The organism is Roseobacter ponti, from assembly GCF_012932215.1.
In the GTDB taxonomy this organism is placed as follows: Bacteria; Pseudomonadota; Alphaproteobacteria; order Rhodobacterales; family Rhodobacteraceae; genus Roseobacter; species Roseobacter ponti.
Genome location: NZ_CP048788.1, coordinates 3,231,300 through 3,253,807 on the forward strand (window position 1 = coordinate 3,231,300; position 22,508 = coordinate 3,253,807).

Genomic DNA, 22,508 nt, shown 5'->3' on the forward strand with positions numbered 1-22,508 from the left:
ACCACCATGGCCGTACTGATCAATGAAAACACGAAAGTTATCTGCCAGGGTCTGACCGGCAGTCAGGGCACCTTTCACACCGAACAGGCCATCGCATACGGCACGAAGATGGTCGGCGGTGTGACACCGGGCAAAGGCGGTCAGACGCATCTGGATCTGCCGGTGTTCAATTCCGTGCACGAGGCGAAAGCGAAAACCGAAGCCAACGCCAGCGTGATCTATGTGCCGCCGCCCTTTGCCGCGGATTCGATCCTCGAGGCCATCGATGCGGAGATGGAGCTGATTGTCTGCATCACCGAAGGCATTCCGGTTCTCGATATGATGAAGGTGCAGCGCGCGCTTGAAGGTTCGAAATCGCGCCTGATCGGGCCCAACTGCCCGGGGGTCATCACCCCTGACGCCTGTAAAATCGGCATCATGCCGGGCCATATCCACAAGCGCGGCTCCTGCGGGGTGGTCTCGCGCTCGGGCACGCTGACCTATGAGGCGGTCAAACAGACCACCGATCTGGGCTATGGCCAGTCCACCGCCGTCGGCATTGGCGGCGACCCGATCAAAGGCACCGAACATATCGACGTGCTGGAGATGTTCCTCGCGGATGACGAGACGAAATCAATCATCATGATCGGCGAGATCGGCGGCTCTGCGGAAGAAGACGCGGCACAGTTCCTTGCCGATGAGAAAAAGAAAGGCCGCTGGAAGCCAACCGCAGGATTTATCGCAGGCCGCACGGCCCCTCCGGGCCGCCGCATGGGCCACGCCGGTGCAATTGTCGCCGGTGGCAAGGGCGGTGCCGAGGATAAGATCGAAGCCATGCGCGCTGCCGGTATCGTGGTCGCTGACAGCCCCGCGACACTGGGCGAAGCGGTCAAGGAAGCGATTGAAAAGGGGTGAGCCGCGGTCCGGGCATAAGTGAAGCAAGCGCTCCGGTGGCGCGTTTGAGGTCCGAATGGGCGGCGCCCCTAGGTAGCCTTATGCAGGTGCGCGCGACACATCCAATGAGGACAGCGCCTTACCCCGGGGAGGTGCAAAGCGCCTTCCCGACGGGAAGGTCAGGCGCTGCCCGGCGAGGCCGCCCGGCGGGAGGTCTGTTCATATGACCTTCTCAGAAGCGGTCAGAAGTTCATTCCGGCAATATGCCACATTTTCCGGCCGGGCATCCCGGGCAGAGTACTGGTTTTTCTTTCTGTTCTGCCTGCTCGGCGGCCTGATCAGCGGGCTTTTCGAGAACACACTCAACCGCGCGTTCGGCGAGGATCAGGGGCCGACGATCCTGTCGGGTACTTTTAACCTGATCACATTCCTGCCCGGACTTGCCGTCGCCTGGCGCCGGATGCATGACAGCGGGCGTTCCGGACTGCTGTTTCTGTATCCGCTGCTCGTGCTGATCGGTCTTGGCACCATCGCCACGCTCACCGGCAGTTTTGGTGAACTCTTGCCCGGCAGCGACGGCACACCACCTTTTGAGGGGCCCGCTGCCATCATTGTCTCGCTGATGATGATCGTAATGGCTCTGACGCCCCTGGTTTTTCTGTGGTGGCTCACGCGTCCCTCCCAACCCGGCCCCAACACCTATGGTCCTAACCCACATGAGGTAACCCCATGACCGACCACCCCGCCAACGACCAGTTTCACGCCTCGAGTTTCATGCAGGGGCATAACGCCGAGTATCTTGAACAGATGTACGCGCGCTATGCCGCCGACCCCGGTGCCGTCGATGAGGCATGGCAGGCGTTTTTCAAAGCCATGGGAGACGATGAGGTCTCGGTCAGAAAAGAAGCCGCCGGCCCGTCCTGGGCGCGCAGTGACTGGCCACCGCAACCGGGCGATGATCTGACCGCGGCACTGACCGGCGAATGGGCGCCGGAGCCCGAAGTGAAAGCGGTGACAAAGGCCATCAAAGGCAAAGCCGGTGAGCAGCAGGTCGAGGTCTCAGAAGAAGCGATCAAACGCGCCGTGCTCGACAGTATCCGGGCGCTGATGATCATCCGCGCCTACCGGATCCGCGGCCATCTGGTGGCCGATCTCGACCCGCTGGGCATGCGCAACCAGACGCCACACCCCGAGCTTGATCCGAAATCCTATGGCTTCACCGAGGCCGATATGGACCGGCCGATCTTTATCGACAACGTGCTGGGGCTCGAGCTTGCCTCGATGCGCGAAATCCTGTCGATCGTGAAACGCACGTACTGTGGCACCTTTGCGCTGCAGTACATGCATATCTCCAACCCCGAAGAAGCCGGCTGGCTGAAAGAACGCATCGAAGGCTTCGGCAAAGAAGTGTCTTTCACCCGCGAGGGGCGCAAAGCGATCCTGAGCAAGCTGGTGGAGGCCGAGGGCTTCGAGAAATTCCTGCATGTGAAATACATGGGCACGAAACGCTTTGGTCTCGACGGTGGCGAAAGCCTCGTGCCGGCGATGGAGCAGATCATCAAACGCGGCGGCGCCCTGGGCGTCCGGGACATCGTGATCGGTATGCCGCACCGCGGACGCCTGTCGGTGCTCGCCAATGTGATGGCCAAGCCCTACAAGGCGATCTTCAACGAATTCCAGGGCGGCAGCTTCAAGCCCGAGGATGTGGACGGCTCGGGCGACGTGAAATATCACCTCGGCGCGTCATCCGACCGGGAGTTCGACGGCAATACCGTGCACCTGAGCCTCACGGCGAATCCCAGCCACCTCGAAGCCGTGAACCCGGTGGTGCTGGGCAAGGCGCGCGCCAAACAGGACCAGAACAACGATCCGGACCGCACCTCCTGCATGCCGATCCTGCTGCACGGGGACGCGGCTTTTGCAGGCCAGGGCGTGGTGGCGGAATGCTTCGCGCTCTCCGGCCTGCGCGGACACAAAACCGGCGGCACGATGCATCTCGTGGTCAACAACCAGATCGGGTTTACAACCGCGCCGCACTTTTCACGTTCCTCACCCTATCCCACCGACAACGCGCTGGTGGTTGAGGCGCCGATTTTCCACGTCAACGGAGATGACCCCGAAGCGGTCGTGCACGCGGCCAAAGTGGCCACGGAATTCCGCCAGAAGTTCCGCAAAGACGTGGTCATCGACATCATCTGCTACCGTCGGTTCGGGCATAACGAAGGCGATGAGCCGATGTTTACCAACCCGATCATGTATAAAAAGATCAAGGGCCACAAAACCACGCTGAGCCTTTATACCGAGCGTCTGGTGCGCGACGGGCTGATCCCCGAAGGCGAGATCGAAGACATGAAAGCCGCCTTTCAGGCGCACCTCAGCGAGGAGTTTGAGGCCGGCAAGGAGTACCGCCCGAACAAGGCCGACTGGCTTGATGGCAAGTGGTCCCACATCGATAAGATGAAGGAAAAACGCTATCAGCGCGGCAAGACCGCCATTGCCAAAGGCACGATGGCCGAGGTGGGCAAAGCGCTCTCCACCGCCCCCGACGGCTTTCCGATCCACAAGACAGTGGGCCGCCTGCTCGAAGCCAAAGAGCAGATGTTTGAAAAGGGCGAGGGCATTGACTGGGCCACAGCCGAGGCGCTGGCTTTCGGTTCATTGCTGACCGAAGGCTATCCGGTGCGACTTGCAGGCCAGGACAGCGCGCGCGGGACCTTTTCGCAGCGTCACTCCGCCCTCATCAACCAGGACACCGAAGAGCGATACTATCCGCTCAACAACATCAAAAAGGGCCAGGCGCAGTATGAGGTGATCGATTCCATGCTGTCGGAATACGCGGTGCTCGGGTTTGAGTACGGGTATTCGATGGCCGAGCCCAATGCGCTCACCCTCTGGGAGGCGCAGTTCGGGGATTTCGCCAATGGCGCTCAGATCATGTTTGATCAGTTCATCAGCTCCGGCGAGAGCAAATGGCTGCGCATGTCGGGCCTTGTGTGTCTGCTGCCGCACGGGTTTGAGGGTCAGGGGCCCGAGCACTCCTCGGCCCGCCTTGAGCGGTTTTTGCAGATGTGCGGCCAGGACAACTGGATCGTCGCCAACTGCACCACACCGGCCAACTATTTCCACATCCTGCGTCGCCAGATCCACCGCAGCTTCCGTAAGCCGCTCATTCTGATGACGCCGAAATCGCTGCTCCGCCACAAACTGGCGATCAGCAGGGCGGAAGAATTCACCACCGGCTCATCTTTCCACCGGCTGATGTGGGATGACGCGCAGCAGGGCAATTCGGACACGAAACTGGTCGCGGACGGCAAGATCAAACGCGTGGTGATGTGCGCGGGCAAGGTCTATTACGATCTGCTGGAAGAACGCGACGCGCGCGGTATCGATGATGTCTATCTGCTGCGGGTGGAGCAGTTCTATCCGTTCCCGGCGCAGTCTGCCGTTAAAGAGCTGGAACGCTTCAAACAGGCAGAGGTGATCTGGTGCCAGGAGGAGCCCAAAAATCAGGGGGCCTGGACCTTTATCGAGCCCAATATCGAATGGGTTCTCGGACGGATCAAAGCGAAACACACCCGGCCACGCTATGTCGGCCGCGCCACATCGGCTTCGCCTGCCACAGGCCTCGCCAGCCAGCACAAAGCACAACAGGCAGCGCTCGTGAACGAAGCGCTGACCATTGAAGGGAAATAACTCATGACCACCGAAGTACGCGTGCCCACGCTGGGCGAATCTGTGACAGAGGCCACCGTCGCCACCTGGTTCAAGAAGCCGGGCGAAACCGTTGCCGTCGATGAGATGCTCTGTGAGCTGGAGACGGATAAGGTCACCGTCGAAGTGCCGTCACCCGTCGCCGGTACACTTGACGAAATCGTCGCTGCCGAAGGCGATACCGTGGGCGTCGATGCCCTGCTGGCAAATATCTCCGAGGGCGATGCGGGCTCTGATGCCGCGCCGAAAGGCAAAGAATCCGCCAAAGAGGAAGAAGCGCCTGCGTCCTCTGCGCGCACCGCGGCCCCTGCTCCTGCATCAGAGGCCGGTGGATCGGTTGATGTGATGGTGCCCACGCTGGGCGAATCCGTCAGCGAAGCCACGGTCAGCACCTGGTTCAAAAAGGTCGGTGACAGCGTTGCGGCTGACGAAATGCTCTGCGAGCTTGAGACCGACAAAGTCAGCGTCGAAGTGCCTGCCCCTGCTGCCGGTACTCTCACCGATATCCTTGCTCAGGAGGGCGAAACCGTCAGCGCCGGCGGCAAACTGGCCGTGATGAGCCCCGGCGAAGGCAGTGCCGCGGCAGCCCCCCCGGAAAGCTCTGAAGCCTCCGAGCCCGCCGCCCCCGCGGCATCCTCTGGCGGCAAAGACACCGAAGACGCCCCCTCGGCGAAAAAGGCCATGGCAGAGGCCGGAATTTCCCGCGATCAGGTCACAGGATCGGGCCGGGACGGCCGGGTGATGAAAGAAGATGTGGAGGCCGCCATTGCCGCTGCCGGGTCAGCCGCAAAAGGCGGCGGTGCGCCCGCAGCGCCTGCCGCACCGCGTGCGCCGGTCGCGGCCCCGGATGCGGAACGCGAGGAACGGGTCAAGATGACCCGTCTGCGCCAGACCATCGCGCGCCGCCTCAAGGACAGCCAGAACACCGCCGCGATGCTGACCACCTACAACGAGGTGGACATGACCGAGGTGATGGCCCTGCGCAACGAATACAAAGACCTCTTTCTCAAAAAGCACGGCGTGAAACTGGGCTTTATGTCCTTTTTCACCAAGGCCTGCTGTCACGCGCTGCGCGAGGTGCCCGAGGTCAATGCCGAGATCGACGGCACGGACATCGTCTACAAAAACTTCGTGCATATGGGCATTGCTGCCGGTACGCCGACGGGCCTCGTGGTGCCGGTGATCCGGGATGCGGATGCGATGTCTTTTGCTGCCATTGAAAAGGCAATTGCCGAAAAAGGCGCGCGTGCGCGCGACGGCAAGCTCAGCATGGCGGAAATGCAGGGCGGCACCTTCACCATCTCCAACGGTGGCGTCTACGGCTCGCTGATGTCCTCGCCCATTCTGAACCCGCCGCAGTCCGGCATCCTCGGCATGCACAAAATCCAGGACCGCCCGATGGCAATCGCCGGGAAGGTGGAAATCCGCCCGATGATGTATCTCGCCCTCAGCTATGACCACCGCATTGTCGACGGCAAGGGTGCCGTGACCTTCCTTGTGCGCATCAAAGAAGCGCTCGAGGATCCGCGCCGGCTGCTGATGGATCTGTAGATGTGCCCGCCCTTCTCGACCATATCCCGAAGGAATGGCCACGGGTTTTCTCCGTGGTCTCCATCGGGTTCGTCGGGATTTATGCGGCCATCGAGGTCCACGGCGACCTGAATGCCCGGGCCAGCTTTTCCGTCACTGACTGGGCGCAGAACAGCGTGGAACCACTGGGCAGTATCGGGGCCGCGATGGTCCTCTTTCTGTCAGTGTTTGCGGCCTATGCAGTGGGAGAGCTGATCACGACCATGGCGCCTGTTTATGTCACCACAGAACAGAAAAAGCGCCGCATCCGGATGCTCATGGCCGCACGCGATGACGACAGTGGATTTGTGCGCGAGGTGCTGCGCAGAACGGATACCAAAGTTGAGTTCTTCTGCGGTCTTTTCATGATCATGCTGCTGTCCTGGCTGGCGAAACTTGTCGTCATGGCCTGGATCGGAGACTATGGTACCGCGCTCTTTCAGGTCCCCGGCATCGTCCTGAGCATGGTCTTTTTTCACTTTGCCCGGGTCATGGCTGTCCGGGACATGCGCATGCTGATCCGTCTGCAGGACGAAACCGAAACGCCAGGCCCGGCCTGACACCGAAAACAAAGGAGACACCCCCATGACCGAAATCACAATGCTCGTTCTTTATGGCCTGCTGGTCATCGTCACCCTGCTTTTGCAGGCCACCGGCGCGCTCACACAGCTTGGCATGGGGTACCTGCTGGGAAGCCGCGACGAGGCGCGGACCGTCTCGGGCATCGCCGGCCGGCTTGAGCGTGCGCTCAACAACTCGGTCACGGCGATGGTTCTCTTTGCCCCTGCCGTGCTGCTGATTGTGGTCACGGAAAGCTCCACCAGTGCCTCGGTTCTCGCCGCACAGGTCTTTCTGATTGCCCGGCTTGTGTATCTGCCGAGCTACGCCTTCGGCATCACAGGCCTGCGCAGCCTTGCCTGGACTGCCGGCCTTTTTGCGACGGCCGCTCTTTACCTGCTGGCTCTCTGACCGGACGCCCTGTCTATGACCCCTGAACTGACCGTTCTCTGCCTCGCGGCCCTGTTGCAGGTGGGGCAGTATGTGCTGATGGCCGTGCCCGCCAATCTTGAGCTCGGGCCTGGCAAAACGCTGTCGCCGCGTGATCCGCAGCGCATGGGCGGCAGGACCCTGCAGGACCAGGTCAGCCCGCGCACCGGGCGGCTTTTTCGTGCGCTGAACAACCACTTCGAAGGGCTGATCCTCTTTTCCATCGCGGTGATGATTATCACGCTCAGCGGCCAGTCCGGCCCGTTTACCACCGCCTGCGCGTGGATTTATCTCGCCGCCCGTGTGGCCTACGTGCCGGCCTATGCCTTTGGGCTTACCCCCTGGCGCTCGCTGATATGGATGGCCGGATTCGGGGCCACCGTCCTGATGTTGCTTGCAGCGCTGATCTGAGTGGGTGAGTATGCGGCACAATACGACCTGTGCAATTCTGGTGCACACCCGGTGCACGTTCGGTGCACAGGTTGTGCACAGCCCGCAGACCCTGAATTCTGTCCAAGGAGAGACCCATGGCAAGTTATGACGTGATCATCATCGGCTCCGGCCCCGGCGGCTATGTCTGCGCGATCCGCTGTGCACAGCTGGGCCTGAAAACAGCCTGTGTGGAGGGCCGTGATACGCTGGGCGGCACCTGTCTCAATGTGGGTTGCATCCCCTCCAAAGCGCTTCTGCATGCAAGCCACATGCTGCACGAGGCCGAGCACAATTTCGCGGCCATGGGCCTCAAAGGCAAAAGCCCGTCGGTCGACTGGAAACAGATGCTTTCCTACAAGGAGACCACCATCGAGCAGAATACAAAGGGCATCGAATTTCTTTTCAAAAAGAATAAGATAGACTGGCTCAAAGGCTGGGGCTCCGTGCCTGAAGCCGGCAAGGTGAAGGTGGGCGATGAGGCGCATGAGGCCAAAAACATCATCATCGCCTCAGGATCCGAGCCTGCCTCCCTGCCCGGTGTCGACGTGGACGAAAAGGTCGTCGTGACCTCCACCGGCGCGCTGGAGCTTGGCAGGGTTCCCAAAAAGCTGGTGGTCATCGGGGCGGGTGTTATCGGGCTTGAGCTGGGCTCGGTCTATGCGCGTCTGGGCTCGGAAGTCACTGTGGTGGAGTTTCTCGACGTGATCACGCCCGGCATGGACGGCGAGGTGCAGAAAACCTTCCAGAAACTGCTGAAAAAGCAGGGGCTTGAGTTTATCATGGGCGCGGCCGTTCAGAAGACAGAAGCCACAAAAACAAAGGCAAAAGTCATCTATAAACTGCGCAAAGACGACAGCGAACACGTGATCGATGCGGACACAGTGCTGGTGGCGACGGGCCGCAAACCCTTTACCGAAGGGCTTGGTCTTGACGGGCTCGGAATTGAGATGACCAAACGCGGCCAGATCGCTGTGAATAAAGAATGGCAGACAAATGTGTCCGGCATCTACGCCATAGGCGATGTGATCGAAGGCCCGATGCTCGCGCACAAGGCCGAAGACGAAGGTATGGCAGTGGCTGAGGTGATCGCCGGCAAGCACGGGCACGTCAACTACGGCGTGATCCCGGGTGTGATCTATACCCATCCGGAGGTCGCCAATGTGGGGGTCACCGAGGAAGAACTTAAAGAAACCGGGCGCGATTATAAGGTCGGCAAGTTCAGCTTTATGGGCAACGGCCGGGCCAAAGCGAACTTTGCCGGCGACGGGTTTGTCAAAATCCTCGCAGACAAATCAACCGACCGTATTCTGGGCGCACATATTGTCGGGCCGGCGGCGGGCGATCTCATTCACGAGATCTGCGTTGCGATGGAATTCGGTGCCTCGGCGCAGGATCTCGCGCTGACATGTCACGCGCATCCGACCTATTCTGAGGCGGTCCGCGAGGCGGCGCTGGCCTGTGGCGACGGCCCGATCCATATGTAACAGAGGGTCGTTTGCGATCCTTGCTGCATGTTGTTCCGCCCGTTATTCGGCGGGGTGCACCTCATGCGTACGGGGCAGTTTTTCGGGTGCTGCAGGCTTGGACATGCTGAACGGCTCACCCTTTGCCTGGGCGCGGATAACGCGCCACGCGTCCCGGAATGGCACCCAGTAAAGCCTGAGACAGCTGGTCAGGTCCTCGGCATTGCCCTCGCCGATGCCGAACTTCACATCCCGGTTGTCCTCGGGCATGTGATAGGTGCGGAAAACCACATCCCAGATCGGAAACATGAATGCGAAATTCTTATCCAGATGATCCGGGTGCGAGGAATGGTGCACATGGTGATGGGCAGGCGATGGGAAAATCATTGACAGCTTGCCCGGCCAGCGCAGCCAGACATGGCTGTGACGCAAATTATAGCCGGCAAGGTTGAAAAGCAGCATCAGCACCGGCATGCCCAGAAGCATCGGCATCCCCGGCAGATAGCCCAGCGTGCGCACAACGAGCGCCATCATGACCCCGTAACCCGCACCGATCACTGACATGTAAAGCAGATTGTCGACCGGGTGTTCGCGGTAATTCGACACCGGATGCATGACCTCGGCGCTGTGATGGACTTTGTGGAACTGCCAGAGCAACGGCGATTTGTGCTGCAACCAGTGACAGAACCACGCCAGAAAATCCGACACCAACATCGCAAAAAACATGAAAGACACGGAAATGGCGAACTCCGCCCAGAGGGACAGATCCCCCTGCCCCACGACCGAGGTAAATGCGACCCCGCCTGCGAAGAGCCTGTAGCCAAAGGCGGTGGACGCAGCCGTAATGCCGATCAGCAGAAATTTTCCAAAGATGCTGTTGAAGACAAAGTATCGCAGATCAAGCCATGCCGACGGATGGCTCCAGACGCGTCCGGGAAAGAGGAAGCGCAAAAAGGTGCGGTCTTCAGCGTGCCGTGTGCCCTTCACACTACGATAAACAAACCATGCAATCAGGCCCGAGCTCAGCAGCCAGAGCGCAAAAAGCCGGTCTTTCGGCACGAGAAAGCCGAGCAGATGACGCTCCATATTGTCCAGCATGCTGCCCGCGAGCTCTGCAAAGAATTCCATGTACCACTGCCCCGACTGTTGACCGTTGCGCGACAATCGCTGTCAAACCGGGCACGCCCTGGGCAATTTCAGGCCGAAATATGGATTTTTACAGTTGGTTTTGCGCTACCACATTGTTCTGGCGGCGCGTGCCCCCCAGGCTTCGTCATAGGGGGCGCCACCCTCTTCGCCGTTGGTCTGTTCCGCAAGGATTTCACCGGCGGTCGGCAGAGCGGTGCTCTGATCCTCATCCGACCAAAGACCTGCGCGCATCAGCGCCCGGGCACACTGCGTATAAATCTCACCAATCTCAATGACGATCACGGTGGCGGGCAGGGTTTTTCCCCGTGCAAACCGCGCCCGCAGATCGCCGTCAGCTGTGAGCCAGGCGCGCCCGTTGACCCGAACCACGGTGTTTGATCCCGGGACAAAAAACATCAGCGAAACGCGTCCGTCCGAGACGATATTACGCAGAGAATCCATCCTGTTATTCCCACGCCAGTCGGGCATGGCGAGGGTGCCGGGGTCAAGCTCATGCACAACGGGGCCTTCATCGCCACGCGGGCTGCCGTCGGTGCCCTCAGGACCCACCGTGCTGAGCACACAGAACTTTGACTGTATGATCCAGTCGCGGTAGAGCGGTGTCATCCGGCGGGCGACCTTGCGGATGGAGGCTACGCCTGGCGTGCCGTAATACGACTCCAGCGCCGCGATCGTGTCGATCCTGTCAGGCATTCGGCAAACCTTTGAAGCCGGCCTCTGCCATCAGAGCATCAGAGCGCTCTTCCACAGATGTCTCCAGCAGTTCCATAAAATCGTCGCGCGCCATTCCGGGCTCAATCACCGGCAGGAATTCAACGACCGCCACGCCGGGTTTGCGCAGCATCCCGCGTTTCGGCCAGAGCACTCCGACGTTGGTTGCAACCGGCACGCAGGGCTGTGAAAGCTGCTCATAGAGCACAAAACTGCCGACTTTGTAAGGCATCCTACGGCCCGGCGCCACGCGCGTGCCCTGGGAATAAATAATCAGCTGGCCCGGCTCCGCCCGGCCTGCATGCACATCTGCCACCATCTTTTCGATCGCTTTGCCCCGTTTGCCACGATCAACCGCAACACAGCCGAGACGCCGCGCATAAAGCCCGATCACCGGCGTTCTGAGAATCTCGCGTTTCATGATGAATTTTGCAGATGGAAGTGCTGTGAAAATCATCATGATATCAAGGAACGACTGGTGTTTCGCCGCGACCAGCGCCTCGCCGTCGGGAGGGGTACCGCGCACCTCGCACCGCATGCCGACCATCCATCCGGCGGTCCAGAAGACATAGCGTGAATAGGATTTACAGGCGGCATAGGCGCCTTTGCGGCTGAAATACGCCCAGGGTGCGAACGCCAGCCCGAAAAGGGGCATTGCGATATACATCTGGGTGATGAAAATCACCGAACGGACGTATTGAAACACTATGCGAGCTCCCTCAGTTTCCGCTGTGCAGCCAGCCTTGTCGCGACAAATGCGGCGGCAGCAGCCAGCAGCGGCACAGTGAGCGGCAACAGCCATTCGCCGCCCTGAAAGCCAAGCCCGGTCAGAAAACCCGCCCGGTCCGTGGCTGCCGGCAGCATCCGGACAACGAACATGCCCAGCACTGTTCCGCCCGCCGCGCCGCCAAGCGCGCGCAGGGTAAAACGCCGGATGAAGGCCTGGGCGATATACCGGTCGGTGGCGCCAACAAGGCGCAGCACGGCGATCACGCGCGCGTTTGCTGCAAGCGACGCATTGGCCGCCAGCGTGACCATGGCGGCCACACTGAGCCCGAGCAGCACTGCCGACACCCAGCCGACGGTGCGCAGGCGGTTAGCCGCCGCCACCAGAGGCGCGCGCCACTGGCGGTGATCATCAAGCACCGCGCCCGGCACTTCGGCCTCAAGACGCAGCCGCAGGCCTGCACTGTCAAAACCACTGTCGGCTTCGATGACTTCGATAAGCTGCGGCACCGGCAGATTGCTGAGATCAAGTCCGGTACCGAACCAGGGGGCCAGCAGCGCCTGTTGTTCCGCGGCATCGAGCGGCCGGGCCGAGGCAACACCGGCGGTGCTTTCAAGGATGCGCATTGCCGTCGCAGTCAGCGCGGGCAGTTCGGCCTGTGGTGCGGTGATGCGCAGTGTGGAGCTGCGCGCGAGTTCGTCACCCCAGGTCGTGGCAAGCCGCCCGGAGGCCATCGACAGCGCCAGCGCGAACACAGCCAGAAAGGCCATTGCCGCAGCCGTGAAAATCGTCAGCTGCGCGGTAAAGCCCGACGGTGGCACCACCTGGTCGGCCTGAGCGTCACTGCGCAGGAGGCTGGTCAGATCTTTGAAAACACTCACAGATCGGCCCCCGCAAGCTGAACGCCACGGTTGGCGATCCGAAGGACACGCGCCTGAACCTGCGCCTTTGCAGCTCGGATCAGGCTGAGATCGTGGGTGGCGATCAGCACGGTTTTGCCCATCCGGTTCAGCTCCACAAGCAGCTTAAGAAGGCGCTGGGACATTTCCCAGTCAACATTGCCCGTGGGCTCATCCGCTATCACGACATCGGGCGACATGATGACGGCCCGTGCCAGAGCCGCGCGCTGGCGTTCGCCACCTGAAAGCTCCGGCGGATGCGCATCACGACGGTGGGTCAGCCCGACCCAGGCCAGAAGCTCGGTCAGATCGTCCTGTGTTCCGGAAGAAACTTTTCCAGCGACCCCGAGGGGCAGCGCGATATTGTCGGCGACACTCAGATGGTCCAGAAAATCGCAGTCCTGGTGGACCACACCGACACGGCGGCGCAGCAGGGCCACATCGTCACGTCCGAGCGCGCTGATATCTTCCTCAAAGACCCTGACCTGACCTTCGGTCGGCTGCAGCGCGCCATAACAGAGCTTCAGCAGCGTGGTCTTGCCCGCCCCCGACGGGCCGGTCAGGAAATGAAACGATCCAGGCGTCAGATTAAGAGAAATATCCGCAAACAGTGCGTCACCGCCATAGCTGTATGCGGCCCGGTCCAGCTCGATCACAGCGCCCCCGAAATTAGTGTTGTGCCGTTTTGCCCTACCGCCGGTCTGGTTTCAATGCATCACTTGCCGGCTTATCGCACAGATAGCACTTTTCGCAGAGAGATGAACGCCATAGAGTAGCGCAAAAAAGTATAATACTTCTGAGGAAGCAAGGCAGCAGGTTTCCACATGCGACTGATTTGTCCGAACTGCGATGCGCAGTATGAAGTGCCCGATGAGGTGATCCCTTCCGAGGGGCGTGATGTGCAGTGTTCCAACTGCGGGCAGACCTGGTTTCAGGATCATCCCGACACACTGTCGCGCGCGCAGCAGGAGCAGGCCGCCGCACCCGGTCCGGATGAGGAAATCATCCACCCCGAGGATGCCATCCCGGATCCTGTTGCGCAGGAATTGCCCGCAGAAGAACCGGAACCCGATACAGCGGCGCCTGTCTTTGAGCCCGGGCCGGCGCCCCGCCCCGATGAAAACAGCCCCGCACGGCGCAGGGTCGATCCGGGCGTGGCCAGCGTGCTGCGCGAAGAGGCCGAACTCGAGACGACCGCCCGCCGGCGCGACGCACCCGGCAGTCTCGAAAGCCAGCCTGATCTGGGTCTCGGTGGATTTGATGCGCCCGATGAAGCGGGAAAACGCGCAGGAGAAGCGCGCGACCGCATGGCGCGCATGCGGGGCGAGACAGATCTGAGCGGTGAGGAGCAGATGGAGCAGTTCCGCGCCGAGAGTGCAGCGGCCGCTTCCCGCCGTGATCTGCTGCCCGACATCGAAGAGATTAATTCCACCCTGCGGTCAAATCAGGACCGCGGACCGGGTGACGCCGGTCAGACCGGCCAGTCTGAGGTGCGCGAAAAACGCAGCTCCCGGCGCGGGTTTGTGCTGACCGTCGCGCTCTTTGCGGTGCTGGCGCTGATCTATGTCTATGCGCCGGATCTGTCGCAGATGGTGCCGGCACTGGAACCCGCGCTTACCAGCTACACCGGTATTGTCGACACCTGGCGCGCCTGGCTGAACGGCCAGGTTGAAGGTCTGCTGAGCTGGCTGGATGCTGCCGCTGTTTCCAGCAATCAGTAAATTACCCCGCGCCCCGCGCTGTCAGAACCGGTCAAGCAGGCGTCTGAGATAATCGCGTTCGACTTCCGGCCGGGCGACTTCACCGGACCGTCTGCGGATCTCATCTAGCAGATCGCGCGCACGCCCGTAGGCGTCATCGTTCAGCGCCAGCGGTCCGTCATCGCCGTCCGCACCCGAATTACCGGCCTCGCGGCCGAGCGGATCCCGGTTATCGGCGCGTCGGTCGGAATCCTGTGCGCCCTGGCCCGGTTGCTGCTGCTGATCTTCATTCATCATCTCGGCCAGCGACCGCATCCCCTCGCGCAGCGCTTCCATTGCGCGGCCCTGCTCGTCGATCGCTCCGGCGAGATCATCTTCCCTCAGGGCATCCTCAGCGCCTTCCATTGCGCGGCCGGCGCGGTCCAGCGCGTCACGCGCCGCGTCTCCTTCGGGCGTTCCGGCCCCTGGCAGGCTGCCCTGCTGGCGGCGCAGCTCATCGCGCAGTGCCTGCTGGCGGTCAGCAATACTGCCACCGGGATCCGATCCGTCACCGGGCTGTGACGGGTCGCCCTGCTGCGCATTCTGATCGCCGTCGCCCTGCCCCTGGCCGTTCTGACCTTCATGGCTCTGACCCTCGCCCTGTCCCCCGTTGCGGCCTTCGTTGCCCTGGCTTTCGCCGGCCTGCGCATTCGGGTTGAACTGTTCCTGCAGATCGCGGAATGCCTGATCGCTCAGTCCCTGCTGGTCGCGCAACGTCTCGGAGAGACCTTCCATGGCCTGCTCGCCCGGGCTTTGTCCGCCCTGACCCTGCTGGCCCTGGGTGACGCGCATGTTCTCCATCATCTGCTGGAGTTCCTGAAGCGCCTGCTGAGCTTCGGCCATGCGGCCCTGTTCCATCAGCTCCTGGATGCGGTCCATCATCTGCTGCAGGTCATCCTGCGTCATGGTCATGGAGTTTTCAGGATTGCCCTGCTGGCCGGTTTCGCCGTTTTCTTCCTGCTGTCGCTGCGCCTGGCGCGAGAGTTGCTGCAGATAGTCTTCTGTGGCGCGGCGCAGTTCGCGCATCAGCTCAGCGATCTCCTCGTCCGACGCCCCGTTGCGGATCGCTTCTTCGAGCCGTTCCTGCGCACGGCGCATCCGTTCGGCAGCATCAGCAAGATCGCCCTCTTCAAGCAACAGCGCAAGATCCCACAGATCGTCTGCCAGGCGGTCACGTTTTTCGTCGCTCATGCCGTGTTTTGCATGCACATCCAGCTGTCCGATCACCCGGCGCAGCCGCAGCAGATCCGTCTCGGAGCGGAAAACATCATCCGGTTGCCATGTAATCGCGCGCAGAACCTGAGCTGTCCGGGTGATGTTCCCGCGTGACCAGAGCAGGTCTCTGCGGGCCTCAATCACGGCCGCGGCAAGCGGGTCAAAAAACCTCCGTCCCGGCAGCACAATCGCGCGCGGCGACGTCTGAGCGGTTTGTTCCGCGCCGTCAAATGCGGTCAGGCTGACCTCGACCGGCAGATTGGCCCAAGGGTGCTCGGAGAAATCCTCAATCAGGTTTTCCTCAAATGCACTGCGGTCCCCGGCAATGGGTGTGGGCAGTGGTACGATGAGTTCAGGGCGCGGTTCGGGATCGATGGTGAGGCCGTAGCGGCGGTCAACCGCAACCAGATCAAGCGTGAAACGCGCCTCGCCGGCTTCGACACCGTAGTCATCGCTGGCTTCAAACGGCAGGGTTGTCTCGCCCAGAGCAGATGCTTCGGGCGGGCCCAGAACGGCTATTTCGGGCGGCATGTCTTCGATGACATCAACCTGCCACGTGCGTCCGCCGGGGCCATTGATGGCAATCTCGCCGCTGCGCGAAACGATGAAGTCCTGAGCGGGTTCGGAGGCGGGCGGCACTTCGGTACGGCCCGAAACCGTCTCTGAGAGGGTCAGCGCGCCAACCTCGCCATAAAGACGCAGGGTGATCAGGCTGCCTTCGGGAACTTCCAGCACACCGCTGTCGATGTCATTGAGATAAATCGTCGGACGGCCGGTGTACCGCGGGCTTTCGGCCCAGCCTTCCCAGACAGGGCCGCTTGCCAGACCGCCGGCACCCGGCGCCATTTCGGTGACAGATCCCACACGCCAGATCGAGCCGAATATCAGAGCCACAGCAAAAGCGATCACAGCGATATAGCGCAGGGCATAAGGATCACGCGCAGAAATACGCAGATCAGCGGGCACGGGCTGTGCTTTGGCGGCGCGTTCGGCCATGCGTGCCTGGTGGGCGCGCCAGACGGCAGAGGAGGCCGCATCTTCAGCACCGATCGTCTGTGTGTCTGCCAGCGCCTGCAGCGGACGGTCCGGCAGGCTGCTGTCGAGCCGGGTCATCGCCTCGGCCCCCGATGGGACGCGGAAACGTTGCAGCCCGTAAAACAGAGCGGCAGCCCCCGCGAGCAGAGACAGTACCGCAATGCTCCAGACGACCTCGACGACCAGACTGTCCTGCAGACCCAGCATCAGAGACGCCAGCACCAGCAGCACAACAGTTGTCAGCGGCCAGAAGCTCTGTACCACCCGTTCGGCCAGCATGCCGGACCAGGTCAGGCGCAGCGGCCAGCGCAACCCTTTCAGGCTGCGTGCGACGTCATGCCGGGAAAATGATGCCATCGATACTTCTCCACTGGTCCCGTCGGGCGGGTATACGCCCTCAGAGCCACTCCGGAATGGTATCCCGATTTATCATTTCGTCAAAGGTCGGTCGTGGGCGGATAACCGCGAATTGATCCCCACGGACCAGAACTTCGGGAATAAGTGGTCGGGAATTATACTCACTGCTCATTACTGCGCCATATGCACCAGCCGACCGGAAGGCCACGAGGTCGCCTGAGGCCACCGGCGGCATCATCCGTTCGCGCGCAAAAGTGTCGCCGCTTTCACAAACGGGGCCGACGATATCGTATTTTGCCTGCTCTGCACCCGGCTCGGGTTCGACGACAGGGATAATATCATGCCATGCCTCATACATTGCCGGCCGGATGAGATCGTTCATCGCCCCGTCGATGATCAGGAAATCGCGGCCTTCGCCGGATTTAACATAAATCACTTCAGAAACCATTAAGCCCGCATTGCCGGCGATCAACCGCCCGGGTTCAATCTCGATCTCACAGCCAAGATGCCCCAGGGTGCGACGTACCATCGCACCGTAGTCCGACGGCAGCGGCGGCGCCTGATTATCGCGCGCATAGGGTATGCCCAGCCCGCCCCCCAGATCGAGCCGCATGATTTCATGCCCTTCCGCGCGCAGCATCTCCGTGAGGTCCGCAACCTTCTGATAGGCCTGTTCAAACGGGGCCAGATCGGTCAGCTGGCTGCCGATATGCACATCGATCCCGATGACCTTCAGACCGGGCATTTTCGCGGCCAGGCGGTACACGTCCCGGGCGCGCGATATGGGGATCCCGAATTTGTTTTCCGATTTGCCGGTGGCGATCTTCGCATGTGTTTTTGCATCAACGTCCGGATTGACCCGGATGGTAATGGGGGCAACCGTGTTCATTGCGCGCGCCGTGGCATCGAGCAGCACCATCTCAGGCTCCGATTCCACATTGAACTGACGGATCCCGCCTTCGAGTGCGAGGCGGATCTCAGCTGCCGTTTTGCCAACGCCGGAAAAGACGATTTTATCTGCCGGGACGCCGGCAGCCTTCGCACGCCTGTATTCGCCGCCAGACACAACATCCATGCCCGCACCTGCCTGCGCCAGTGTTTTCAGGATGGCCTGATTGCTGGCAGCCTTCATGGCATAGCACACAAGGTGATCGATCCCCTCAAGCGCCTCATCAAAAAGGGTAAAATGCCGCAGCAGAGTCGCCGTCGAGTACACATAAAAAGGTGTGCCCACTGCCGCCGCAATCTCAGCTACGGGCACATCCTCGGCGCAGAGCACGCCGTCCTTATAGAGAAAATGATCCATCCCCGCGCATTAGCCATGAATCGCAGGCCAGTTCAATCAGGATCAGACGGGTAACTCTCGCGCCGTCAGCGCTTCTTTTTCTTTCTGGCTGCGCGGATGAAGGTCAGACGTTCCTTCTGTCGGGCGGCGGTGGCCTCCCATACCGGCATCAGATCGGGGTTCATCACCCCGCGTCTGTGCGCAAGCTGATAGAGGGTGTGAAAGGGGCTGTTGTTACATTCTATGATCACCGGACCGTCGACAGTCAGGCCGATATCCCAGCCGCAGACCCCCAGATCAGGCATCAGCGCATGAGCACGGCGCGCAAGATCGCAGGCATCCTCAAAGCCGGGCAGTTTCAGCCCCACAATCGCAGCACCGGTTTCGGGGTGGTTTTCGACGTCGATGGTGTCGGGCCCCGTGCCCTGACGACAGGCCAGAACTTCGCCGGTCTGCATATCCACGCGGGCGATCATGCTGCCGCCCTGCCAGAAATTATCCGACATCGCGCGGGGTGCCGGAATCTTCCACAGGCCGTAAGCCACCGAGGGTGTGCTGGTATTCATGGCCGTGACAATGCGCACGGAGCCGGTCATGTCGCCGGTCACAGGTACCAGATCAGGGTGCGGTCTGAGCGCTTTTTGCAAAAGGTAGCCTGTGCCGTATTTGGCGAGGACCTCATCACAGAAAGCCCGCAGCGGCCTGTGGTCGCCACTGGCCAGTTCCAGCGTTTCGCCGGCACTGTCCAGCCCGCTGAGCATCACCGAACCTACTGACAATGAGCCGTCAACCGGTTTGCCGAACACCGGATAAACCGACCGGTCCGAGAGAAACGCAAAGAGCGCATCCGCGTCCTGCAGCGCAGGCAATGCCCCGTATTCACCGGTTTTCGCGACAACGGCAAGCGTCTCTGTCGCGGCAAAGCCAAGTTGGCGCAGCAGTGCGCCGTGCAACAGCTTGTTGCAGACAAAGGCACCATATCGTTTGGTTTCTTCGGGTGAGAGGCGGTCGTTGAGCGCCTCGCTGGCGGCCAGCCCCAGAAACTCGCGCTTTTCCGTCATGGATAAGGCCGGATCATACAGGCCGTTGTCATAGTAATCGCGGGTCGTCAGCCTGCTCCGGCCCGAGCGCAGGGAAAAGATCTCGCGCAGCTGCCGCAACGGGCTCGCACCATACTGCCGGGCGACCCGGATGATCTCAGGTGATTTTACGTCTTTCTTTGCATCGCCCTTTTCAAGCAGTGCATCTGTTGCAACAGCAGTGTTCATTGATTTTGCCCTTTCCCGATTGCGTCTGTCTGATGCGATATCGGGGAAAAAGGGCAGGAATTTGACAGTGTTGTTTCTCGTGCCGCGATAATTTTAGGTATCTGCTCTGCTGCGCAGGAAAAGATAGAGCGGCAAACCACAGCTGACGCCGATGCCAAAGGTCGCAGGGATCGCAATCAGGCCGGCCCAGTTGCGCGTTCTGACGCTTTCGGCAATCACCCAGACGGTCAGCGCGACGGCTGCGATCGTCAGGTCCCAGACCAGGCCGCTTGTTGCCTGGTTTGCATGCCAGGCGTCGACCATCGCCATCACATCCCAGCTGTTGGCGTTAAACCAGCCGATAAACCAGCTCATAGGATGAATGGTGCCCCAGACAGCCAGAGCCAGGTAAAGATAGCGCATCGCTCAGCCCTGGGTCGACACGCCGACAACGGCCTCACCGCTGACGCTGACGCCTGTCGCGGGTGATGGTGCCGCTTCGCGCCCCATGCTCTGGTTGCCGCCGGTGCAGCCGGCGAGGAATGTGGCGACCAGCGCCACGGCGATTAAGTTCTGTGATGTCATGATTTAAAGTCCTACGCCGATCCATACCGGCCAGCGGCTGAGAGAAATGGTTGCACTTGGATAGACGCCGCTGTTGGAGATGGTGACGCCACCGTTTACGGTTGGCCGTACCGGCTCGCCATCGACACCGCAGGCTGCAAGCAGCGCAGTCAGTGCAAAAGCGGCAGTCAGGCGTGTCATCCGGTTATCTCCTTCCAGCGGGCAATCTGATGGCGGACCTGATCCGGCGCCGTGCCCCCGTAAGATGTACGTGAGTTTACCGAATTTTCCACCCCGAGTACATCAAAGACGTCCCTTGTGATGCCGGTATGCGCTGACTGCATGTCTTCGAGCGAGAGGTCCGGCAGGTCGCAGCCCTTCTTTTCCGCCAGTGCCACAAGGCTGCCGGTGATGTGATGGGCGTCGCGGAACGGCAGGCCGGCGACCCGCACCAGCCAGTCCGCCAGATCGGTGGCCGTGGAAAAACCCGCACCGGCGGCGGCGGCAAGGCTCTCGCGGTTGGCCGTCATATCGCTGACCATGCCCTGCATCGCGGCAAGTGCCAGCATCAGATTGTCGGCCGCGTCAAATACCTGTTCTTTATCTTCCTGCATGTCCTTGGAATAGGCCAGCGGCAGGCCTTTCATTACCATCATCAGAGCCGTGTTCGCTCCGAAAATCCGGCCCACTTTGGCGCGGATCAGCTCTGCGGCGTCGGGATTTTTCTTTTGCGGCATGATTGAGGACCCGGTGGAGAACCTGTCACTCAACGTCACGAACCGGAACTGGGCCGAGGACCAGATCACCAGCTCTTCGGCAAAGCGGCTGAGGTGCATGGCGCAGATCGAGGCAGTGCCCAGGAACTCCAGGGCGAAATCCCGGTCACTGACGGCATCGAGCGAATTGGCCGCGGGCGCGTCGAACCCAAGCGCCTCAGCCGTCATATGCCGGTCTATGGGAAAGGAGGTTCCGGCAAGAGCCGCAGCCCCCAGAGGAGAGGTGTTCATGCGCGCCCGCGCGTCACGTACCCGGCTCAGATCACGCCCGAACATCTCGACATAGGCCATCATGTGATGCCCCCAGGTGACCGGTTGTGCGGTCTGCAGGTGGGTAAAGCCGGGCATCACCCAGTCCGCACCGGCCTCCGCCTGGGCCAGCAGCGCTCGGATCAGTGCCAGCAGCCCCGTCTCGCAGGCATCCAGCTGGTCGCGCACCCAGAGTTTGAAATCGGTGGCGACCTGATCATTGCGGCTGCGCCCGGTGTGCAGACGTCCAGCCGGCTCGCCGATGATTTCTTTCAGGCGCGCTTCGACGTTCATGTGAATGTCTTCCAGGGCGGTAGAAAACTGAAAGCTGCCCGTTTCAATCTCTGACAAGACCGTGAGCAGCCCTTCCCGAATGGCCTTAACATCGCTAGCTTCCAGAATGCCTGTCGCTTCCAGCATTGCGGCATGCGCGCGCGAACCTGCGATGTCCTGAGCTGCCATCCGCTGGTCGAACCCGATCGAGGCATTGATTGCCTCCATGATCGCGTCCGGGCCATCGGCAAAGCGGCCACCCCACATCGCATTTGATGTTGCGGATTTTCCCGTGTCGCTGGAATCTGTCATCTGCCTGAATCCTCCGGAGGGGATATGAAAAATCTTTTTGCAGCGTTCGTTTATACGGCCCTTACCGCGGGCGCAATCATGGTGCCGGGCAGCGCTGCGGCCGATCTTGCCGCCGCAGAGCTGATGCGCGAAGGGGATATGAAAAAGCTGATTTTCCACGACGCTCCCCAGGCCACCTCTTCGGCGAACTTTGAGCTTGCGGATGATGCCGGCAAAACCAACCTGCAGGCCTATGAAGGCAAATACATACTGCTGAACTTCTGGGCCACCTGGTGTGCCCCCTGCCGCAAAGAAATGCCGATGCTGGCCGCCCTGCAAACCGAGTTCGGCGGGGAAGACTTTGAGGTCGTTACAATTGCCGTGGGCCGCAATTCGCCCGAAGGCATAAAGCAGTTCTTTAAGGAAACCGGCATCGACAACCTGCCCCGCCATCAGGATCCTCAGCAGTCACTGGCCAGCCAGATGGGCATTTTCGGCCTGCCGATTACCGTACTCATTGATCCGGACGGGCGCGAGATTGCCCGGCTGCGCGGTGATGCGGACTGGTCTTCGGAAAATGCCAGAGCGATCATTGCGACGGTTCTGGGCCGTGAAAGCTGATCCCGTCAGGAGCGTCGGTTCAGCAACCGCCTGAGCGCAGGCTCCAGCCGCGCGACCAGCTCCGGCTGCATATAATTGTAGCGGTCCGGAATCCCCAGGACCACGACCCTGCGGTCTTTGAGACGGGTGCCAAACGCCGCGGTCAGCCGGGTTTTGTGGCGCTTTTCCATCACCACGATGAGATCAGCCCAGGCGATCTGCTCAACCGACAGCTGCTCGTCAGCATCCCGGCTGAGACCGGCGAAATCCGTTTCAAAGCCGTCCCATGCCGCAACCAGATCAGCAGCTGTCGGGCTGCGCATCCGCGCCTTGCCGCACAGAAAGAGGATCTTTGT

23 protein-coding genes are annotated in these 22,508 nt (G+C 61.1%); 10 read left to right on the top strand and 13 right to left on the bottom strand.

Annotated features, from left to right (window positions below):
• Positions 1-6 precede the first annotated feature (6 nt).
• The 8 genes from sucD to lpdA all read left to right on the top strand — a co-directional run bounded on the left by sucD (position 7) and on the right by lpdA (position 9,056).
• Positions 7-894, top strand: a complete 888-nt coding sequence (gene sucD / locus G3256_RS15470; RefSeq protein WP_169641678.1) for a succinate--CoA ligase subunit alpha — start codon at positions 7-9, stop codon at positions 892-894.
• Positions 895-1,096: 202 nt separating this feature from the next.
• Positions 1,097-1,606: a DUF805 domain-containing protein gene (locus tag G3256_RS15475; RefSeq protein ID WP_169641679.1), complete on the top strand. Its 510-nt coding sequence runs from the start codon at positions 1,097-1,099 to the stop codon at positions 1,604-1,606.
• Positions 1,603-4,566, top strand: coding sequence for a 2-oxoglutarate dehydrogenase E1 component (locus tag G3256_RS15480; protein ID WP_169641680.1), 2,964 nt, complete (start codon positions 1,603-1,605; stop codon positions 4,564-4,566). The genes G3256_RS15475 and G3256_RS15480 overlap by 4 nt, the downstream gene beginning before the upstream one ends.
• Positions 4,567-4,569: 3 nt before the next feature.
• On the top strand, positions 4,570-6,135 hold the full coding sequence (gene odhB / locus G3256_RS15485) for a 2-oxoglutarate dehydrogenase complex dihydrolipoyllysine-residue succinyltransferase (RefSeq protein ID WP_169641681.1): 1,566 nt from the start codon (positions 4,570-4,572) through the stop codon (positions 6,133-6,135).
• Between the two features lie 2 nt (positions 6,136-6,137).
• Positions 6,138-6,713 carry a hypothetical protein gene (locus G3256_RS15490; RefSeq protein ID WP_169641682.1) on the top strand — a complete coding sequence of 192 codons (576 nt, stop codon included), beginning with the start codon at positions 6,138-6,140 and terminating at the stop codon, positions 6,711-6,713.
• Between the two features lie 25 nt (positions 6,714-6,738).
• Positions 6,739-7,122, top strand: a complete 384-nt coding sequence (locus G3256_RS15495) for an MAPEG family protein (RefSeq protein WP_169641683.1) — start codon at positions 6,739-6,741, stop codon at positions 7,120-7,122.
• Between the two features lie 15 nt (positions 7,123-7,137).
• A complete protein-coding gene (locus G3256_RS15500) occupies positions 7,138-7,551 on the top strand; it encodes an MAPEG family protein (protein ID WP_169641684.1) in 414 nt (137 codons plus the stop codon).
• Between the two features lie 116 nt (positions 7,552-7,667).
• Complete coding sequence (gene lpdA, locus G3256_RS15505; RefSeq protein ID WP_169641685.1) at positions 7,668-9,056, top strand: dihydrolipoyl dehydrogenase; 1,389 nt, start codon at positions 7,668-7,670, stop codon at positions 9,054-9,056.
• A 42-nt stretch (positions 9,057-9,098) separates the two neighbouring features.
• On the opposite strand, the gene G3256_RS15510 is transcribed toward lpdA, so the two are convergent.
• From G3256_RS15510 to G3256_RS15530, 5 genes are all read right to left on the bottom strand, one after another.
• Complete coding sequence (locus tag G3256_RS15510; protein WP_169641686.1) at positions 9,099-10,163, bottom strand: sterol desaturase family protein; 1,065 nt, start codon at positions 10,161-10,163, stop codon at positions 9,099-9,101.
• Between the two features lie 105 nt (positions 10,164-10,268).
• Positions 10,269-10,877 (bottom strand): pyridoxamine 5'-phosphate oxidase family protein, encoded by a 609-nt coding sequence (locus tag G3256_RS15515; protein WP_169641687.1) that lies wholly within the window; start codon positions 10,875-10,877, stop codon positions 10,269-10,271.
• Positions 10,870-11,601 (bottom strand): lysophospholipid acyltransferase family protein, encoded by a 732-nt coding sequence (locus G3256_RS15520; RefSeq protein ID WP_246227648.1) that lies wholly within the window; start codon positions 11,599-11,601, stop codon positions 10,870-10,872. Before G3256_RS15520 ends, G3256_RS15515 begins: the two co-directional genes overlap by 8 nt.
• On the bottom strand, positions 11,601-12,503 hold the full coding sequence (locus G3256_RS15525; protein ID WP_206040755.1) for a cell division protein FtsX: 903 nt from the start codon (positions 12,501-12,503) through the stop codon (positions 11,601-11,603). The genes G3256_RS15520 and G3256_RS15525 overlap by 1 nt, the downstream gene beginning before the upstream one ends.
• On the bottom strand, positions 12,500-13,177 hold the full coding sequence (locus G3256_RS15530; protein WP_169641689.1) for a cell division ATP-binding protein FtsE: 678 nt from the start codon (positions 13,175-13,177) through the stop codon (positions 12,500-12,502). Before G3256_RS15530 ends, G3256_RS15525 begins: the two co-directional genes overlap by 4 nt.
• Before the next feature lie 168 nt (positions 13,178-13,345).
• On the opposite strand from G3256_RS15530, the gene G3256_RS15535 reads away from it, so the two are divergent.
• The gene (locus tag G3256_RS15535; RefSeq protein ID WP_169641690.1) at positions 13,346-14,242 is read left to right on the top strand and encodes a zinc-ribbon domain-containing protein; all 897 of its coding nucleotides are present in this window, start codon (positions 13,346-13,348) and stop codon (positions 14,240-14,242) included.
• A 21-nt stretch (positions 14,243-14,263) separates the two neighbouring features.
• Here the strand turns inward: G3256_RS15535 and G3256_RS15540 are convergent, their stop codons facing one another.
• The 7 genes from G3256_RS15540 to argH form a co-directional block, all read right to left on the bottom strand.
• A complete protein-coding gene (locus G3256_RS15540; RefSeq protein ID WP_169641691.1) occupies positions 14,264-16,867 on the bottom strand; it encodes a TIGR02302 family protein in 2,604 nt (867 codons plus the stop codon).
• A gap of 40 nt (positions 16,868-16,907) precedes the next feature.
• Positions 16,908-18,173 (bottom strand): diaminopimelate decarboxylase, encoded by a 1,266-nt coding sequence (gene lysA / locus G3256_RS15545; RefSeq protein WP_169641692.1) that lies wholly within the window; start codon positions 18,171-18,173, stop codon positions 16,908-16,910.
• 65 nt (positions 18,174-18,238) lie between these two features.
• The gene (locus G3256_RS15550) at positions 18,239-19,420 is read right to left on the bottom strand and encodes a sugar-transfer associated ATP-grasp domain-containing protein (protein ID WP_169641693.1); all 1,182 of its coding nucleotides are present in this window, start codon (positions 19,418-19,420) and stop codon (positions 18,239-18,241) included.
• A gap of 93 nt (positions 19,421-19,513) precedes the next feature.
• Positions 19,514-19,822 (bottom strand): DUF2834 domain-containing protein, encoded by a 309-nt coding sequence (locus G3256_RS15555; protein ID WP_169641694.1) that lies wholly within the window; start codon positions 19,820-19,822, stop codon positions 19,514-19,516.
• 3 nt (positions 19,823-19,825) lie between these two features.
• Entirely contained in the window at positions 19,826-19,984 is a 159-nt protein-coding gene (locus tag G3256_RS15560) for a hypothetical protein (protein ID WP_169641695.1), read from the bottom strand.
• 3 nt (positions 19,985-19,987) lie between these two features.
• Complete coding sequence (locus G3256_RS15565; RefSeq protein ID WP_169641696.1) at positions 19,988-20,164, bottom strand: hypothetical protein; 177 nt, start codon at positions 20,162-20,164, stop codon at positions 19,988-19,990.
• Positions 20,161-21,573 (bottom strand): argininosuccinate lyase, encoded by a 1,413-nt coding sequence (gene argH, locus G3256_RS15570; RefSeq protein ID WP_169641697.1) that lies wholly within the window; start codon positions 21,571-21,573, stop codon positions 20,161-20,163. The genes G3256_RS15565 and argH overlap by 4 nt, the downstream gene beginning before the upstream one ends.
• 24 nt (positions 21,574-21,597) lie before the next feature.
• Here argH and G3256_RS15575 point away from each other — a divergent pair, with 24 nt between their 5' ends.
• Positions 21,598-22,173 carry a TlpA family protein disulfide reductase gene (locus G3256_RS15575; protein ID WP_169641698.1) on the top strand — a complete coding sequence of 192 codons (576 nt, stop codon included), beginning with the start codon at positions 21,598-21,600 and terminating at the stop codon, positions 22,171-22,173.
• A 5-nt stretch (positions 22,174-22,178) separates the two neighbouring features.
• Here G3256_RS15575 and G3256_RS15580 read toward each other — a convergent pair whose 3' ends face one another.
• On the bottom strand, positions 22,179-22,475 hold the full coding sequence (locus G3256_RS15580; RefSeq protein ID WP_169641699.1) for a phosphotyrosine protein phosphatase: 297 nt from the start codon (positions 22,473-22,475) through the stop codon (positions 22,179-22,181).
• Positions 22,476-22,508 lie beyond the last annotated feature (33 nt).